Origin of the sequence: Sphingobium subterraneum, assembly GCF_014199435.1 — a bacterium.
GTDB classification, from domain to species: domain Bacteria; phylum Pseudomonadota; class Alphaproteobacteria; order Sphingomonadales; family Sphingomonadaceae; genus Sphingobium; species Sphingobium subterraneum.
Genome location: NZ_JACIJP010000002.1, coordinates 771,802 through 787,294 on the forward strand (window position 1 = coordinate 771,802; position 15,493 = coordinate 787,294).

Below are 15,493 nucleotides of genomic sequence, written 5' to 3' on the forward strand. Positions count from 1 at the left end.
TCGACGAAGGCTCGCATCAACTCGTCAAGGATCGACATGCAGGGTGGCAGCTTACACAGTCGGGCGGTGGGATTTGCCGCGAGCGCAGGCTGTGTCGCGTTCATTCTGGCGCTGTTCGCGACGCGTGCGGGTCAGGACGATATCGACCAGATCCATCTGGCACTCATCTTTGCGATCCTGTGCGGAATCTTCAGCTGGGCATCGGCGCAGCAGTCGATCGCCACCGTGGCGCGGACAGTCGATCATGCCACGGAGCGGTTGCTCCAGGCCGCGCATGGCGACCTCAACTCTCCAATTTCCGCACATATTCGTGCCCAATTGCCCGATCTGGGCGTGGCGATGGAAAGCCTGTTCAGCCAGGTGCGCACCAATATGGACAATGTCCAATTGCTCGCCATGTATGATCCGGTGACGGGCCTCGCCAACCGGGCCAGCTTCTGCCGTCAGGTCGAGCGGATGATGGTCGACGCCGAGGCGAACGGGCCATGCGCGATGTTCTTTATCGACCTCGACGGGTTCAAGGACGTCAACGACACATTGGGCCATGCTGCGGGCGACCAGATCCTAGCGCGCGTTGCCGGACGGCTGCGCGAGGTCGTGCTGGTGCAGGCTGCAGCGGGTCTCAGCGATGCCGTTCTGGGCCGTCTCGCGGGGGACGAATTTACCCTGTTCTTTTCCAACATGCCGCCGGAGACATCGGCAATGCGGGTCGCGCGCGCGATCCAGTTCGCATTGGGCGAACCGTTCGAGATCGCCGGGGTGCAGATCGACGTCGGCGCGTCCATCGGCGTCGCCTATTATCCCGAGCATGGATCGACGCTCGCGACGCTCCTGCGCGCCGCGGATCAGGCGATGTACGAGGCGAAGGCCCGCGGACGCCGCCGGGTGGAGCTCTACAGCGACGATCTGGAACAGCGGATCGCGGGCAAGAGCGAGCTGGAGCGGGATCTGCGTCGCGCGATCAAGCGTGACGAGTTCCTGCTCGAATTCCAGCCACAGGTCGATTACGTCGCCGGACGGATCGTCGGGGCGGAAGCGTTGGTGCGCTGGGCGCATCCCGAACGCGCGCTGATGATGCCGGAGGGTTTCGTCGCGCTGGCCGAGGAAACCGGCCTGATCGTCGAGCTGGGCGAATGGATCATGAACCGGGTGTGCGAAACGGCGGCGCGTTGGGCCGCTGCCGGGATCGACCATCGGCTGTGCCTAAACCTGTCGGCGCGCGAGATTACCCATCCGGATTTCTTCCAGCGGTTCGACGCCGCCATGGCCCGCCACAACACACCTGCCAACATGCTGGAGCTGGAAATCGGCGAATCGCTGGCGATGCGCATGGACATTGGCCTGATCGAACAGCTCGAGCGGCTGCGCGCGCGGGGCATGAGCGTCGCCATCGACGATTTCGGCACCGGCTATTCGAACCTGTCGCGGCTCAAGGATCTCCCGGTGGACCGGGTCAAGATCGACCGCTCGCTGGTCCGCGATATCGTGATCTCACCTGAAGCGCGGACGATCTGTTCCTCGGTCGTCGCCCTGATCCAGGGACTGGGGCTGCAGGTCGTGATCGAGGGCGTCGAGAGCGAAGAGCAGATCGAGATGCTGCGGGTGGTCGGCTGTAATGTATTCCAGGGCTTTCACCTGTCCCGCCCGGTCGGTGAGACCCGCTATGTCGAACGGTTCGGACCGGAGGGCGACAACGGGGTCGAAGCGCAGAAGGCATAGCTCTTCAGCATATGGCGCGGCGCTTCATCCGCGCGCTACCCGCTCCACGATCGCCGCGTAGATTTTGGTGAGTTGATGCAGATCGGCCACCGCCACCGCCTCATCCAGCTTGTGCATGGTGGCGTTGTTCAGGCCGAATTCCACCACCGGGCAGAGGCGCGAGAGGAAGCGTGCGTCGGACGTGCCTCCCGTTGTCGAAAGTTCGGGCTCGATGCCGGTCACGTCGCGAATGGCACCGGCGACCAGCGCCGAGAAGGCGCCCGGCGATGTGAAGAAGGCCTCGCCGCTGATCTTCGCTTCGAGGGTGCCACCCCCTGCTTCGACCAGGGTACGGATACGCTGCGTCAGGGCTTCTCCCGTGTGTCTGTCGTTGAAGCGGATCGAAATACGCGCCCTCGCTTCAGCGGGGATGACATTGGTCGCTTCATTGCCGACCGCGATGTCGGTGATCTCGATATTGCTGGGCTGGAACCATTCCGTCCCCTCGTCCAGCCGGATCGCGTCGATCGCGGAGAGGATGCGCAGCAGCCGCGGGATCGGATTGTCGGCAAGGTACGGATAGGCGACATGCCCCTGCGTCCCCGCCACGCTGATCCACATGTTGACCGATCCACGCCGCCCAATCTTCACCATGTCACCCAGACGATGAACCGACGTCGGCTCGCCCACGAGGCACAGATCCGGCGAAAGGCCCGTTTCACGCATCCGCTCGATAATCGCGACGGTGCCGTGGACCGCCGCGCCTTCCTCGTCCCCGGTGATCAGCAGGCTGATCGTGCCGGGACAATCCGGGGTCTGGCTCAGCGCCGCAACGAAGCAGGCGATGCTGCCCTTCATGTCGACCGCACCCCGTCCGTAGAGCAGGTCGCCGCGCAGGTCCGGGGTGAACGGATCGCTCCCCCAGCCTTCGCCTGGCGGCACAACGTCCAGATGCCCGGCGAAGGCAAAATGCGGCCCTGGCCGGTTGCTGCGGGTCGCGATGAGGTTTTCGACCGGGCCATCGGGTGCGCCGCCCGCTAGGAAGCGGTCGACCGCGAAGCCGAGCGGCACCAGCATCGCCTCCAGCGCGTCGAACACCGCACCCGTCGCAGGTGTGACGGAAGGGCAGGCGATGAGGCGGGAGGCGAGTGCGACCGGATCGGCCAGCGTGTCGCGGGATATGTTGGACAGGCTCATGACGGTGCGATAGCGAAAGGTGCGACTCTTTGCCAGAGAGAGACATCGCGCAAGAGACCGACCGGGAACCCCATGCCGAAAATCGACCTGTCCGCCATTCCCCAGACCAATACCACCGGCTATCCGGCGCCGTATGCGCAGACGGTCGCTGGCCGACATGTGCGTCGGCTGGCAAGCGCGACGGGATTGAGTGACTTCGGGGTGAGTCAGGTCGTCCTGAAACCCGGCGCATGGTCGAGCCAGCGGCACTGGCATGAGGGCGAGGACGAATTTCTGGTTCTCGTTGCGGGCGCGGCGGTGCTGGTCGACGATGGCGGACGCATGCCCCTCGTTCCCGGCGATTGCGCGGCCTTCCCCAAAGGCGATGGCAACGGTCATCATGTCGTCAACGAAAGTGACGGCGACGCGGTTTTCGTGGTGGTCGGCGCGATCACCAATGGCACCGCGCATTACCCGGACATCAACATGATTTATGACGGTGGGACGGGCCGATATCTACGCGGTGACAGGACGGAGTCTGCATGATGGCGGCCGCCGGGACGCTGACCCTATGAACGCGATCGGTCCTGAGCAGGGGCCCCGGCGCGGCGGCCATCTGGTGCGTGCGGGGCGCTATGTGCCGACGGGCGGCGTGTGGTTGGGACGGCTGTTCGCACCTCTGGGTCAGCGCGTGCTCGACCGGATCGACAGGGGGCTGGACCGCGGCAGCCTGGAGGCGTGGTTGCCCGACGGGTCGACGCGCCTGCTTGGCGGGCGGGCACCGGGGCCGGAATGCGTGGTCCATCTGCGCCAATGGCGGGCGCTCGCGCGGTTGGCGTTGTCCGGATCGGTCGGCTGGTTCCGCGCGTGGGATGCGGGCGAGTGGGACAGCCCCGACCCCGTGCCGCTCTTTGCGCTGTTCATGGCCAATGCGCGCACGCTGGGCGGCGTGGCGCGTGCGCGCGGGCCGCTGCGCTGGCTGGCGCATGGGGTGCATAAGCTGCGCGCCAACAGCCGCCGCCGCAGCCGTCAGAACATCGCGTTTCATTACGATCTCGGGAATGATTTCTACGCTCTGTGGCTCGATGCAGGCATGAACTATTCGAGTGCACTGTTCGATGGTGGAGCGGAGAATCTGGAAGCCGCGCAGATTGCGAAAATTGACGCGGCGCTCGACCGGCTGGACCTTGCCGATGGACAGCGATTGCTGGAAATCGGTTGCGGCTGGGGCGGGCTGGCGGAACGGGCGCTTGAGCGGGCGGCGATCCGTTATTATGGGCTTACTTTGTCGGCCGAGCAGCAGGCTTACGCGCAGCAACGGCTGGATGCCGCGCGCGCCCAGGTGCACCTTACCGACTATCGCGACGCCGAGGGAGAATATGACGCCATCGCCAGCATCGAGATGGTCGAAGCAGTTGGCCAGGAATATTGGCCGGACTATAGCGCGGCTATCCACCGCCTGCTCAAGCCCGGCGGCAAGGCGGTGGTGCAATATATCGCGATCGACGACGCGATTTTCGAACGGTACGCCGCAAGCGCCGACTTCATCCAGACTTATGTCTTCCCCGGCGGCATGCTGATTTCCGAAAGCCGCTTTCGCGCGACTGCGGAGCGCGCCGGGTTGGAATGGGGTGACGTGCGCGCATTCGGGCAGGATTATGCCCGCACCTTGCGCATCTGGCGCGAACGGTTCGACGCCGCGATCGAGGATGGACGCTTGCCCCCCGCGTTCGACGCGGCGTTTGTGCGGTTGTGGCGCTATTATCTGATGTATTGCGAGGGCGGCTTTGCGGGCGGCGGCATCTGGGTCGCGCAGGTTACGCTGGCGCGGCCATCCTGACACAGCAAATGCCTTCTTACGATGTAATCATCCTCGGTGCGGGCGGTGCCGGGCTGATGTGCGCTGCCATAGCGGGGCAGCGGGGACGCCGCGTGCTGGTCATCGACCACAGCGAGGAGCCGGGGCGGAAGATTGTGATATCTGGCGGCGGGCGGTGCAACTTCACCAATCTGCACACGGCGCCCGACCGCTATCTCTCGGCCAACCGGCATTTCATGAAATCGGCGCTGGGCCGCTACACCCCGCAGGATTTCATCGCTTTGGTCGATCGCCACGGCATTGCCTGGCATGAAAAGACGCTCGGGCAGTTGTTCTGCGACGGGTCGGCGCGGCAGATCGTCACGATGCTCACGGACGAATGCGCCGCGGGCGGCGTGGACTTCGCGCTTGGTCAACCGGTCGGCGATGTGCGGCACGGGGACGGACGGTTCACTGTGACCGTCGGTGCGGCGGAGGTTCGCGCGCCGCGACTGGTGATTGCGACCGGCGGGCCGTCGATCCCGAAGCTGGGCGCGAGCGACTTCGCCTATCGGCTGGCGCGGCAGTTCGGCATGAAGGTGGTCGAGCCGCGCCCGGCGCTGGTGCCGCTGACGCTGGGCGGGGACGACGTGCTGTTTCGCGAACTGTCCGGCGTGTCCGCGCCGGTTGTGGCGACATGCAACAAGGCAATGTTTGCGGAGAACGCGCTGTTCACGCATCGCGGCCTTTCCGGCCCGGCCATTCTTCAGGTGTCGAGCTACTGGCGTAACGGAGATCCGGTGGAGATCGACTTTCTTCCCGGGCCGGAGCGCGATGTTCTCCTGTCCGCCAAGCGCGAGCGGCCCCGCGCTACCGGGCGGCAGGCGCTGGGCGCGAAACTGCCCGCGCGGCTGGCCGACGTGCTGGCCGATCGACTCGGCATAGCGGGGGAACTGGGCGCGACCACCGACCGGCTGTTGGCGCGTGCCGACGAGACACTGCGCCGCTGGCGCTTCGTGCCCAACGGGTCGGAAGGTTTTGCCAAGGCGGAAGTGACAGTGGGCGGCGTGAGCACGGCGGACCTGTCGTCGCAAACGCTGGAGTCACGGACCGTACCGGGCCTCCACGTCATCGGCGAGGCGGTGGATGTGACCGGATGGCTCGGCGGTTATAATTTCCAGTGGGCCTGGGCCAGCGGATGGGCGGCGGGCATGGCGTTGTGAGCGGCCCGGTTATCCGTTCGGGCTGAGCTTGGCGAAGCCCAGTACGTCTTTTGAAGAAAAGCGGCCCTTCGACAGGCTCAGGGCGAACGGACCCGGGGTGGTCAACCCACCCGCGTAAAGCTGCCGTTCGGGGCGTCGCCCGTCACCAGCGAGAGCAGGGCGTCCGCGACAGCTTCGGGGGTCTTGAGCGTGGCCGGATCCTCTCCCGGAAAAGCGCGCGCGCGCATCGCGGTGCGGGTTGCGCCGGGATCGAGGATGTGCGCGCGGATGGCCGAGACGTTCTTTACTTCCTCGCCATAGCTCAGCACGAGGTTCTCGAGCGCAGCCTTGCTGGCGCCGTAAGCCCCCCAATAGGGCCGGGGCTTGCGGGCAACGCTGCTTGTCACTCCCACGACATGGGCACCCTCGCTGGCGCGCAGCATCGTGTCGAACGCGGCGATCAGCGCCTGCTGCGCGACGACGTTGAGGGTCATAACGCGGGCAAATTCCTTGGCGTCGATGGCGGGCACCGAAGCAAGGCTGCCGAGGCTGGCGGCGTTGAGCACCAGAATGTCGAGCGCCTGCCAACGCCCGCCAATGGCGCTAGCCAGCCGGCCGACGCTTTCCCCGTCGATGAGGTCGAGCGGGGCGATCGTTGCGCTGCCTCCTGCGGCATGGATCTGCTCCTCCACCTCTTCCAGGCCCCCGCTGGTGCGTGCGGTGATGATGACATGCGCGCCCGCTGCGGCCAGCGCCTTGGCCGTGGCCGCGCCGATCCCCCGGCTGGCGCCGGTGACGAGGGCGAGTTTTCCGGAGAGGGGCTGTCGTTCTGTCATCAATAATCCGTTCGCCCTGAGCCTGTCGAAGGGCCGTCTTTAGAAACAGGACAGGCCTTCGACAAGCTCAGCCCGAACGGAAATGCAATTATACGACCCGCTCGGACAGCAACTCCAGCTGGTCGCGCACTTCCGCCTCGTCCTGGTCGGTGAGGCTGGTGGGATAATCGCCGGTAAAGCAGGCGTCGCAATATTGCGGACGGATGTCGGCGCGTTTCACTTCGCCCAACGCCTTGTAAAGGCCGTCAATGGAGAGAAACGCCAAGCTGTCCGCGTGGATGAACTCACGCATGCCGCTGACATTATGCTTGGCGGCAAGCAAGCCCGAACGTTCGGGCGTATCGACCCCGTAGAAGCAGCTGTGCCGGGTCGGCGGGCTGGCGATGCGCATATGCACTTCGGTTGCCCCTGCCTCGCGCATCATCTGCACGATCTTGAGTGAGGTGGTGCCGCGCACGATGCTGTCGTCGATCAGGACGATCCGCTTGCCTGCGATGAGCGCGCGATTGGCGTTATGCTTCAATTTGACGCCGAGGTGGCGGACCTTGTCGCCCGGCTGGATAAAGGTGCGGCCGATATAATGTGAGCGGATAATACCCAGTTCGAAGGGGATGCCCGATTCCTGCGCATAGCCGATCGCGGCGGGCACGCCGCTGTCGGGCACGGGGATGACATAATCGGCGTCGACCGGATTTTCGAGCGCGAGCTGCGCGCCGATCGCCTTGCGGACGGAATAGACGCTGCTGCCGTCGACAATCGAATCGGGGCGGGAGAAATAGACATGCTCGAAGATGCAGGGGCGCGGGGCGACATCGCCGAACGGACGATGGGTGCGTATGTCTTCAACGGTTGCGCCGTGCGGCACGATCACCAGCTCGCCGGGATCGATCGACCGGATATACTCCGCGCCGACCACGTCGAAGGCGACGGTTTCCGACGCGAAGATCACCGCGTCGCCCAGGCGACCCATGACCAGCGGGCGGATGCCGAGCGGATCGCGGCAGGCGATCATCCCTTCCGGCGTCATGCAGATGAGGGAATAGGCCCCCTCCACCTGCTTGAGCGCGTCGATGAAGCGATCGAGCAGCGTGCGATAGTTGGATGTCGCAACGAGGTGGATGATGACTTCCGTATCGGATGTCGACTGGAAGATCGAGCCACGCCGCACCAGGTCCCGCCGCAACTTCATGGCGTTGGAGATGTTGCCGTTGTGGGAGATCGCAAAGCCGCCGGACGACAATTCCGCATAGAGCGGCTGGACGTTGCGCAGCGAGGTTTCGCCGGTCGTCGAATAGCGGACATGGCCACAGGCGGACCGGCCAGCGAGCGCACGGATCACCTCGTCGCGGTCAAAATTTCCTGCGACATGGCCCATGGCGCGGTGGGTGTAGAAGTCATGCCCATCCCAGCTGGTGATGCCTGCGGCTTCCTGGCCGCGGTGCTGGAGCGCGTGAAGCCCCAGAGCGACCATGGCGGCGGCCGTATCGACCCCCGCCACACCGAAAATGCCGCATTCTTCGCGCAGCTTGTCATCGTCGAAAGGATGGGTGGTAAGCATATCTGTGTCGGGTCCACTGCACTGCAACGAGGGTGCCGGGTCGGCTGCTGACCGGGCATATAGGCGCTTGGGTCCGGTTTGTCGCCCCCCGTTTGTTGCGGGGGTGTGACAAATTCGGATGGAGGGACAAAAGCGTCCCTCAATCCACTGGCATCGGCCCTAAAGTCGTCCTAAAGAGGCCGCGATGCATATCTTCGCCAATCCCGCGCGGTTCCTGTCGATTGCCCGTCCGGCAACGCCGTGGCTGTTCTGGACCGGACTTGTGGTGTTGCTGGCAGGCTGTGCGTGCGGGCTTTTCCTGACTCCAGCCGATTATCTGCAGGGTGATTCGGTGCGCATCCTCTATGTGCATGTGCCCGCCGCGTGGCTGGGCATGGGCGGGTGGAGCGGCATCGCCATCGCCGCGATCATGCAGATGGTATGGCGGCATCCGCTGGCGGCCATAGCGGGCCGCGCCATCGCGGTGCCGGGTGCGCTGTTCACCGCCATCTGTCTTGCTTCGGGATCGATCTGGGGCCGTCCGACCTGGGGAACCTGGTGGGAATGGGACGGGCGGATGACATCGATGCTGGTCCTGCTGTTCCTCTATATCGGCTACATCGCGCTGGCGCGGGCGAGTGCGGCCAGTGGGCAAAGCGGGGGCGTCAGCCGGGTGACAGCGATTTTCGCTCTGGTCGGCGCGGTCAACCTGCCGATTATCAACCGGTCCGTGGTGTGGTGGAACAGCCTGCATCAGGGGCCTAGTATCACGATGCGCGGGTCGACCATCGACATGGCGATCCTCTGGCCACTTGGCCTGACGCTGCTGGGTTTTACCTTCTGGTTCGCGGCAATCGTGCTGATGCGGATGCGTGCCATTCTGGCGGAGACGAAGGTGGAGGCGCGGATGCAGCGCATGGCGCGGGACGCCGCGGTAGGGGAGCGGGTGCCGGCATGAACCACTGGCCGTTCATCATTGCCGCTTATGGCGTGACGATCGCCGGGGTGCTGGGCCTTTCGGTCGTGAGCTGGCGCGCGATGCGGTCCGCTGAGGCGCGCGCCGATGCGATGAAGCGGGACCGCTGAGACGCCATGGCCATGAAATCCAAGCATCAGCGGCTGATCCTCGTGCTGATTGCCCTTGTCGCCCTGATCGGCGCGGGGCTCCTCGCGGCGTCCGCGCTCAAGGACGAGGCGGCGTATTTCTACACACCCTATGACGCTAAGACCAAAGGTGTCGATCCGGGCAAGGCGATCCGGCTGGGCGGTATGGTCGTGAAAGGCAGTCTGAAGCGTGCTGCCGATGGCGTGACCATCCATTTTCAGGTGAGTGACGGCAAGGCGAGCGTACCGGCGACCTTCACGGGCATCGCGCCGGATTTGTTCCGCGAAGGATCGGGTGTGGTCGCCGAGGGGTCGTTCGACAAGGGCGGGACGTTCGTTGCCACCAATCTGCTCGCCAAGCATGACGAGCGGTACATGCCGCGCGAACTGGATGGCATGAGCTACAACGAGACAACCCACCAGATCGAAGGGCAAGTTAAATGATCGCCGAACTGGGCCTCGCCGCCTTGTGGCTCGCGGCGAGCCTTGCGCTCTTGCAGCTTGCGCTCGTGTGGTTCGGGCTGGTCGGGGACAAGGCCGACCTGCTCGCCGGTGTGCGGCCCGTGGCCGTGGCGCAGGCGGGTTTGTGCGCAATCGCATTTCTGGCGCTGATCGCACTGTTCCTGCGGTCCGACATGTCGGTGGCGTTGGTGGCCGCGAACAGTCACAGTGCGAAACCCTGGCTCTACAAGTTCGCCGGAACCTGGGGCAATCACGAAGGGTCGATGCTGCTGTGGGTGACCGTGATGGGGCTCGCCGGAGCGGGCGTCGCCCTGCTGGAGCGGGCCTTGCGGCGCGATACACATATGGCGACGCTGGGCGCACAGGCGGCGATAAGCCTCGGTTTCTATGCATTCCTGCTGTTTTCCTCCAACCCCTTCGCGCGGCTCGCCGCCGCGCCCGAAGATGGGCAGGGGTTGAACCCGTTGCTGCAGGATCCCGGCCTCGCCTTCCACCCGCCGACCCTTTACCTAGGCTATGTCGGCCTGTCGGTGGCGTTCTCGTTTGCCGTTGGCGCGCTGATGACGCGCAATGTCGACGCCGCCTTCGCCCGGGCGATGCGGCCGTGGGTGCTGGGGGCCTGGGTGCTGCTGACAATCGGTATCACGGCGGGCAGCTACTGGGCCTATTATGAGCTGGGTTGGGGTGGCTGGTGGTTCTGGGATCCGGTCGAGAACGCATCGCTGATGCCCTGGCTGGCCGCGACGGCACTGCTCCATTCGGTGACCGTGCTGGCGACGCGCGACGCGCTGCGCGCGTGGACGGTGATGCTCGCGGTGGTCGCCTTTTCGATGTCGATGGTCGGCACCTTCCTGGTGCGGTCCGGCATTTTGACAAGCGTGCATGCGTTTGCGGTCGATCCGGAGCGCGGCACGTTCATTCTGGCGCTGCTGCTCGTCTATATCGGCGGTGCGCTGGCCCTGTTCGGCTTTCGCGTCGGCACGGTGCGAGAAGGCGCGCAGTTTGAACTGGTCAGCCGCGAAACCATGCTGGTGCTCAACAACCTGTTGCTGAGCGTGGTGCTGGGCGTGGTGCTGATCGGCACGCTCTATCCGCTGATGACCGAGGCGTTCGGGCACAAGGTGTCGGTCGGGCCACCCTATTTCGACGCGGTGGCCGGGCCGATTGCGCTGGGGCTGATGCTGGTGATGATCGCAGGACCGGTGACGCGCTGGCGGCACGATGCGCTGCGCGCCGTGGGAGGCCGTCTGCTGGTGCCGACCCTGGTGGGGCTGGCGGCGTTGTCCGCGCTTGCGGTGCTGGCATGGGGACGGATCGGCGTCCTGCCCTTCCTGGGTCTGGTGATTGCCGCGGCAACGGCAGTCGGTAGCCTCACTCCGCTGGGCAAACGCAATCTGCGCCGCACGCCGCTCTTCACCTATGGCATGGTGATCGCCCATCTGGGTTGCGCGGTGTCGATCGCGGGCATGGCGTCGGACAGCGCCTTTACTGTGGAAAAGCTAGCCGCCATGCGCGTGGGTGACCGGGTCAGCGCGGCGGGATGGACGGTGAGCCTTGACCAGATCGGGCCGATTGCGGGTGATAATTGGACGGCGATGCAGGCCGATGTTTCCGCAGCGCGCGATGGCGGGACGCCGGTGCTGCTCCATCCGCAGAGCCGGTTCTTCACGACGCCGCCCACGGCGACGAACGAGTCGGCGATTCTCACCCGCTGGAACGGCCAGCTTTATGTGGTGCTGGGTGAACCAACTCAGGATGGGCGCTGGCAGATGCGGATCTGGTGGAAGCCGTTCGTCACGCTGATCTGGCTGGGCGGCGGATTGATCGCGCTGGGCGGCCTGCTGTCGCTGATCGGACGGGAGCGGCGCGGGTGGATGAAGCGGCTGCGGAAAGCGGCGGCATGAGACGCGGCTTCATTCTCTGGCTGCCGCTGGTGCTGTTTCTCGGTCTCGGCGGACTGTTCCTGCACGGCCTTCTGTCGCCCGAAAGCCGGACGATCGATTCGAAGATGGTCGGCAAGCCGCTACCCGCCTTCGCGCTTCCAGCGGCGGCAAGCAACCGGCCTGGCCTATCAACACCTGACCTCACGCAGGGGAAGCCCCGCCTCCTCAACATTTTTGCGAGCTGGTGTGTGCCCTGCGCTGCTGAGGCGCCGCAGCTGATGGCGCTCCGCCAAGCGGGTGCGCGGATCGACGCAATCGCGATCCGCGACGCGCGGGGGGATGTTGACCGGTTTCTGGGGCGCTGGGGCAACCCCTATCAACGTATCGGCCTCGACGCGCGGTCGGCGGTTCAGTTGGCCCTGGGATCGTCCGGCGTGCCTGAGACGTTCATCATCGATGGGCGCGGGCGAATTGTCCACCAGCATATCGGGGATATTCGCGCAGAGGATGTTCCCGACATTCTGGCCCGGCTGAGGGCCGCACAATGACGCGACTCCTGCTCTTCCTGACCCTGGTGATGGCGCAGCCTCTTGTTGCGCAGACCGCCTTGCCGCCCGCGCCTTATGCCGATCGCCAGCTCGACGATCCTGCGCAGGAGAAAAAGGCGCACGAACTGATGCTGACCATTCGCTGTCTCACCTGCCAAAGCCAGTCGATCGCCGACAGCAATGCGAGCATGGCCGCCGACCTGCGCTCGCAAATCCGGGAGCGGATCGCTGCGGGCGAGGATCCGGAGGCGATCCGCGCGTGGCTGGTGGAACGCTATGGTGACTGGGTGAGTTATGCTCCCACCACTGCACCGATTCTCTGGCCGCTCTGGGCGGCGCCCGCATTGCTGCTGCTCGGCGGCGGTGCTTTGGCGGCTGCGCGCGTGCGGCGTCGCCACTCCTCAAAACGGAAGGCCGGATAATGGGTTGGATATCCGCGATCGGGCTGGCCGTTCTGGCTGCAGGAGCCATCATTGCGATCGGGCGTCTGCCGCGCACCAGCTGGGAACTGGTCGGGGCGGCGCTGCTGATCGGCATTGCGGGCTATGCGTGGCAGGGCAGTCCCTCGCTCGCGGGATCGCCGCGTTCCGTCAAGGATGTCACCCCGGTGTTCGACGAGAAGCTCGCCGAGCAGCGCCGGGCAATCGGCGAGCGGTACGGAGCCGCCGGGCAATGGCTGATCATGTCCGACGGGCTGGGCCGCGCTGGGAAGACGAAAGACGCGGCGAACATTCTGATCTCGGGTCTGCGCGACAATCCGCGCGATCCCAATTTGTGGGTCGGCATGGGCAACGCGCTGGTCAGTCATGGCAACGGCATCTTGTCGCCAGCCGCTGAATACAGTTACCGTCGGGCGATGGAGCTGGCGCCGGATGAACTGTCCGCGCCTTATTTCTTCGGTCTGGCACTTGCCAATAGCGGGCAGCTTGATGGAGCGCGGTCGCTGTGGGCCGGGATGGTCGAAAAACTGCCGGAAAACAGCGAACTTCGCACGGAACTCGAGAGCAAGATCGCGCTGATCGACCGTGCCCAGATGGCACAACCGGCTGGCCCACGCTGATGTGTTGCACCGCAGCATTGCGTGGGGTTTCCACCCGTGCTAGGGCGCCCCGTTGATGTCGGGTCGGGGAAGCAGGGCGCGCCCATCGCGCAACGGCAGGAAAGCGGAAATGCTGGTTCATGGCTGACGAAAGCGGTGCGGCAACGGGCGAGGCGGCGGTTATTGCCGATCCGCAGGCTGAAGGTCATGGCCATCACGGGGCGCAGGCATCGACGCTGAAGCTCGCCGTCGGTGCCATCGGCATCGTGTTCGGCGACATCGGCACCAGTCCGCTTTACGCTTTTCGCGAAACCTTCGCCGGGCATCATCCACTCGCGCTCGATACGCGGCACATCCTGGGCGTCATCAGCCTGATGTTCTGGTCGATGATGCTGGTTGTGACGCTCAAATATGTCACCATCATCATGCGCGCGGACAACAAGGGCGAGGGCGGGAGCCTTGCACTGCTGGCGCTCATCAACCGCAACACCACCGATCGCAAGCGCTGGGCATCCGGCATCGTGCTGCTCGGCGTGTTCGCGACCGCGCTGTTCTATGGCGATTCAATGATCACTCCGGCGGTCTCGGTGCTGTCGGCCGTCGAAGGCTTGGCGGTCTACAATCCGAGCTTCGGTCCGGCGGTGCTGCCAACGGCGGTGATGATCCTTGTCGGTCTGTTTGCGATCCAGAGTGGCGGGACTAACCGGGTGGCGGCGCTATTTGGACCCATCATGCTGCTTTATTTCGCGGTAATTTCCACGTTGGGTGTGCTCAGCATCATCAAATCGCCGGAAGTTCTCTTCGCTCTCAACCCCTATCATGCGGTGGCGTTCTTCGCGCTTGACCCGCTGGCGGCGTTTCTCGCGCTGGGCGCCGTCGTACTGGCGGTGACCGGGGCGGAGGCGCTTTATGCGGACATGGGGCATTTCGGGCGCAATCCGATCCGCGTGTCCTGGCTGTTCTTCGTACTGCCCGCGCTGATGATGAATTATATGGGGCAGGGCGCGCTGCTGATGCGGGAAGGCATGGTCGCGCTGGAAAGCCCGTTCTACAATCTCGCGCCGCAATGGTTTCAGTTGCCGCTGATCGGTATTGCGACCCTCGCCGCGATCATCGCATCACAGGCGGTGATTTCGGGCGCGTTCTCGGTGACTCAGCAGGCGATCCAGCTGGGTTTCATGCCACGCCTGCGTATCGCGCATACCAGCGCGGCGACGGTGGGGCAGATCTACATTCCGCTCATCAACTGGGCGTTGATGGTGATGGTGATCCTGCTGGTTCTCTCGTTCCGGACATCGTCCAATCTGACCGCGGCGTACGGCATCGCGGTAACCGGCGCGATGTTCATCGACAATGTGCTGCTGACTGTCGTGCTGTTCCGCCTGTGGAAATGGCACTGGGCCGGGGCCGTGGCGCTGCTCAGCGTGTTCTATGTGGTCGATGGTGCCTATCTGGCGGCCAACCTCACCAAGATACCCGATGGCGGCTGGTTCCCGCTGCTGATCGGGTTCATCGTGTTCACGCTGCTGACGACATGGTCGCGCGGGCGCGCGCTGATGATCGAGCGGATGCGCGAATCGGCGATGCCGATCCCAGTCTTTGTGGCGTCCGCCGCCAACAGTGCGGTGCGGGTGCCGGGGACGGCCGTATTCATGACATCGACGCCCGATGGCGTGCCCCATGCGCTGCTCCACAATCTCAAGCACAACAAGGTGCTGCATGAGCGCGTCATCCTCCTCACGGTGAAGATCACCGACGTCCCGGCGGTGGAGGATGACAATCGCTGCCATCTGGAAGATCTCGGGCGCGGCTTCTTCCGCATGATCCTCAAATACGGCTTCATGCAGGAACCGGATGTGCCGGCAGCGCTCAAACGAATCCATGAATGCGGCCAGAGTTTCCGGATGATGGACACCAGCTTCTTCCTTGCACGGCAGACGTTGCTGCCGTCCGCGCGGCCGGGCATGGCGATCTGGCGCGAAAAGATCTTCGCATGGATGCTGCGCAACGCGGAAAGCGCGATGGAGTTCTTCCGCCTGCCGACGAACCGCGTGGTGGAACTGGGCAGCCAGGTCGAAATCTAGAAGCGTCTAGTCGTAATCCGGTCCGTGCTCGGGCTCTGTTGCAAAGATTGGCGGCAGTCAGAGGTAGGCTGTCGCTCTGCGCCGATCAGGCGGCTGCTGCGAAATGGTGGTTGAGCATGCCCATGG

Annotated in this window: 15 protein-coding genes; 12 read left to right on the forward strand and 3 right to left on the reverse strand. The window is 64.7% G+C overall.

What is annotated here, in order from left to right; all coding sequences use genetic code 11:
• Positions 1 to 36 precede the first annotated feature (36 nt).
• Positions 37 to 1,719 (forward strand): putative bifunctional diguanylate cyclase/phosphodiesterase, encoded by a 1,683-nt coding sequence (locus tag FHS92_RS10420; RefSeq protein ID WP_184080169.1) that lies wholly within the window; start codon positions 37 to 39, stop codon positions 1,717 to 1,719.
• A gap of 24 nt (positions 1,720 to 1,743) precedes the next feature.
• Here the strand turns inward: FHS92_RS10420 and dapE are convergent, their stop codons facing one another.
• Positions 1,744 to 2,895: a succinyl-diaminopimelate desuccinylase gene (gene dapE / locus FHS92_RS10425; RefSeq protein WP_184080178.1), complete on the reverse strand. Its 1,152-nt coding sequence runs from the start codon at positions 2,893 to 2,895 to the stop codon at positions 1,744 to 1,746.
• Positions 2,896 to 2,967: 72 nt separating this feature from the next.
• On the opposite strand from dapE, the gene FHS92_RS10430 reads away from it, so the two are divergent.
• Genes FHS92_RS10430 through FHS92_RS10440 form a run of 3 tightly spaced genes read left to right on the forward strand, consistent with a single transcriptional unit; the run spans position 2,968 to position 5,895 of the window.
• Entirely contained in the window at positions 2,968 to 3,420 is a 453-nt protein-coding gene (locus tag FHS92_RS10430; RefSeq protein WP_184080180.1) for a cupin domain-containing protein, read from the forward strand.
• A gap of 25 nt (positions 3,421 to 3,445) precedes the next feature.
• Positions 3,446 to 4,714: an SAM-dependent methyltransferase gene (locus FHS92_RS10435; protein ID WP_184080182.1), complete on the forward strand. Its 1,269-nt coding sequence runs from the start codon at positions 3,446 to 3,448 to the stop codon at positions 4,712 to 4,714.
• 8 nt (positions 4,715 to 4,722) lie between these two features.
• Positions 4,723 to 5,895 carry a BaiN/RdsA family NAD(P)/FAD-dependent oxidoreductase gene (locus FHS92_RS10440; RefSeq protein WP_184080184.1) on the forward strand — a complete coding sequence of 391 codons (1,173 nt, stop codon included), beginning with the start codon at positions 4,723 to 4,725 and terminating at the stop codon, positions 5,893 to 5,895.
• A gap of 101 nt (positions 5,896 to 5,996) precedes the next feature.
• On the opposite strand, the gene FHS92_RS10445 is transcribed toward FHS92_RS10440, so the two are convergent.
• Positions 5,997 to 6,710, reverse strand: coding sequence for an SDR family NAD(P)-dependent oxidoreductase (locus FHS92_RS10445; RefSeq protein ID WP_184080186.1), 714 nt, complete (start codon positions 6,708 to 6,710; stop codon positions 5,997 to 5,999).
• 88 nt (positions 6,711 to 6,798) lie between these two features.
• Positions 6,799 to 8,268, reverse strand: a complete 1,470-nt coding sequence (purF, locus tag FHS92_RS10450) for an amidophosphoribosyltransferase (protein ID WP_184080189.1) — start codon at positions 8,266 to 8,268, stop codon at positions 6,799 to 6,801.
• Positions 8,269 to 8,452: 184 nt separating this feature from the next.
• Between purF and ccmC the strand changes: the two genes are divergently transcribed.
• The 8 genes from ccmC to FHS92_RS10490 all read left to right on the forward strand — a co-directional run bounded on the left by ccmC (position 8,453) and on the right by FHS92_RS10490 (position 15,367).
• Entirely contained in the window at positions 8,453 to 9,205 is a 753-nt protein-coding gene (gene ccmC, locus FHS92_RS10455) for a heme ABC transporter permease CcmC (RefSeq protein WP_184080197.1), read from the forward strand.
• The gene (locus FHS92_RS10460; RefSeq protein WP_184080199.1) at positions 9,202 to 9,333 is read left to right on the forward strand and encodes a heme exporter protein CcmD; all 132 of its coding nucleotides are present in this window, start codon (positions 9,202 to 9,204) and stop codon (positions 9,331 to 9,333) included. Before ccmC ends, FHS92_RS10460 begins: the two co-directional genes overlap by 4 nt.
• Before the next feature lie 12 nt (positions 9,334 to 9,345).
• The gene (gene ccmE / locus FHS92_RS10465; RefSeq protein WP_184080201.1) at positions 9,346 to 9,795 is read left to right on the forward strand and encodes a cytochrome c maturation protein CcmE; all 450 of its coding nucleotides are present in this window, start codon (positions 9,346 to 9,348) and stop codon (positions 9,793 to 9,795) included.
• On the forward strand, positions 9,792 to 11,717 hold the full coding sequence (locus FHS92_RS10470) for a heme lyase CcmF/NrfE family subunit (protein ID WP_184080203.1): 1,926 nt from the start codon (positions 9,792 to 9,794) through the stop codon (positions 11,715 to 11,717). The genes ccmE and FHS92_RS10470 overlap by 4 nt, the downstream gene beginning before the upstream one ends.
• Positions 11,714 to 12,244, forward strand: a complete 531-nt coding sequence (locus FHS92_RS10475; RefSeq protein ID WP_184080392.1) for a redoxin family protein — start codon at positions 11,714 to 11,716, stop codon at positions 12,242 to 12,244. The genes FHS92_RS10470 and FHS92_RS10475 overlap by 4 nt, the downstream gene beginning before the upstream one ends.
• Positions 12,241 to 12,666: a cytochrome c-type biogenesis protein gene (locus tag FHS92_RS10480; RefSeq protein ID WP_184080205.1), complete on the forward strand. Its 426-nt coding sequence runs from the start codon at positions 12,241 to 12,243 to the stop codon at positions 12,664 to 12,666. Before FHS92_RS10475 ends, FHS92_RS10480 begins: the two co-directional genes overlap by 4 nt.
• Positions 12,663 to 13,304, forward strand: a complete 642-nt coding sequence (locus FHS92_RS10485; protein ID WP_184080394.1) for a tetratricopeptide repeat protein — start codon at positions 12,663 to 12,665, stop codon at positions 13,302 to 13,304. The genes FHS92_RS10480 and FHS92_RS10485 overlap by 4 nt, the downstream gene beginning before the upstream one ends.
• Before the next feature lie 119 nt (positions 13,305 to 13,423).
• Positions 13,424 to 15,367 carry a potassium transporter Kup gene (locus FHS92_RS10490; RefSeq protein WP_184080207.1) on the forward strand — a complete coding sequence of 648 codons (1,944 nt, stop codon included), beginning with the start codon at positions 13,424 to 13,426 and terminating at the stop codon, positions 15,365 to 15,367.
• Positions 15,368 to 15,493: the final 126 nt, after the last annotated feature.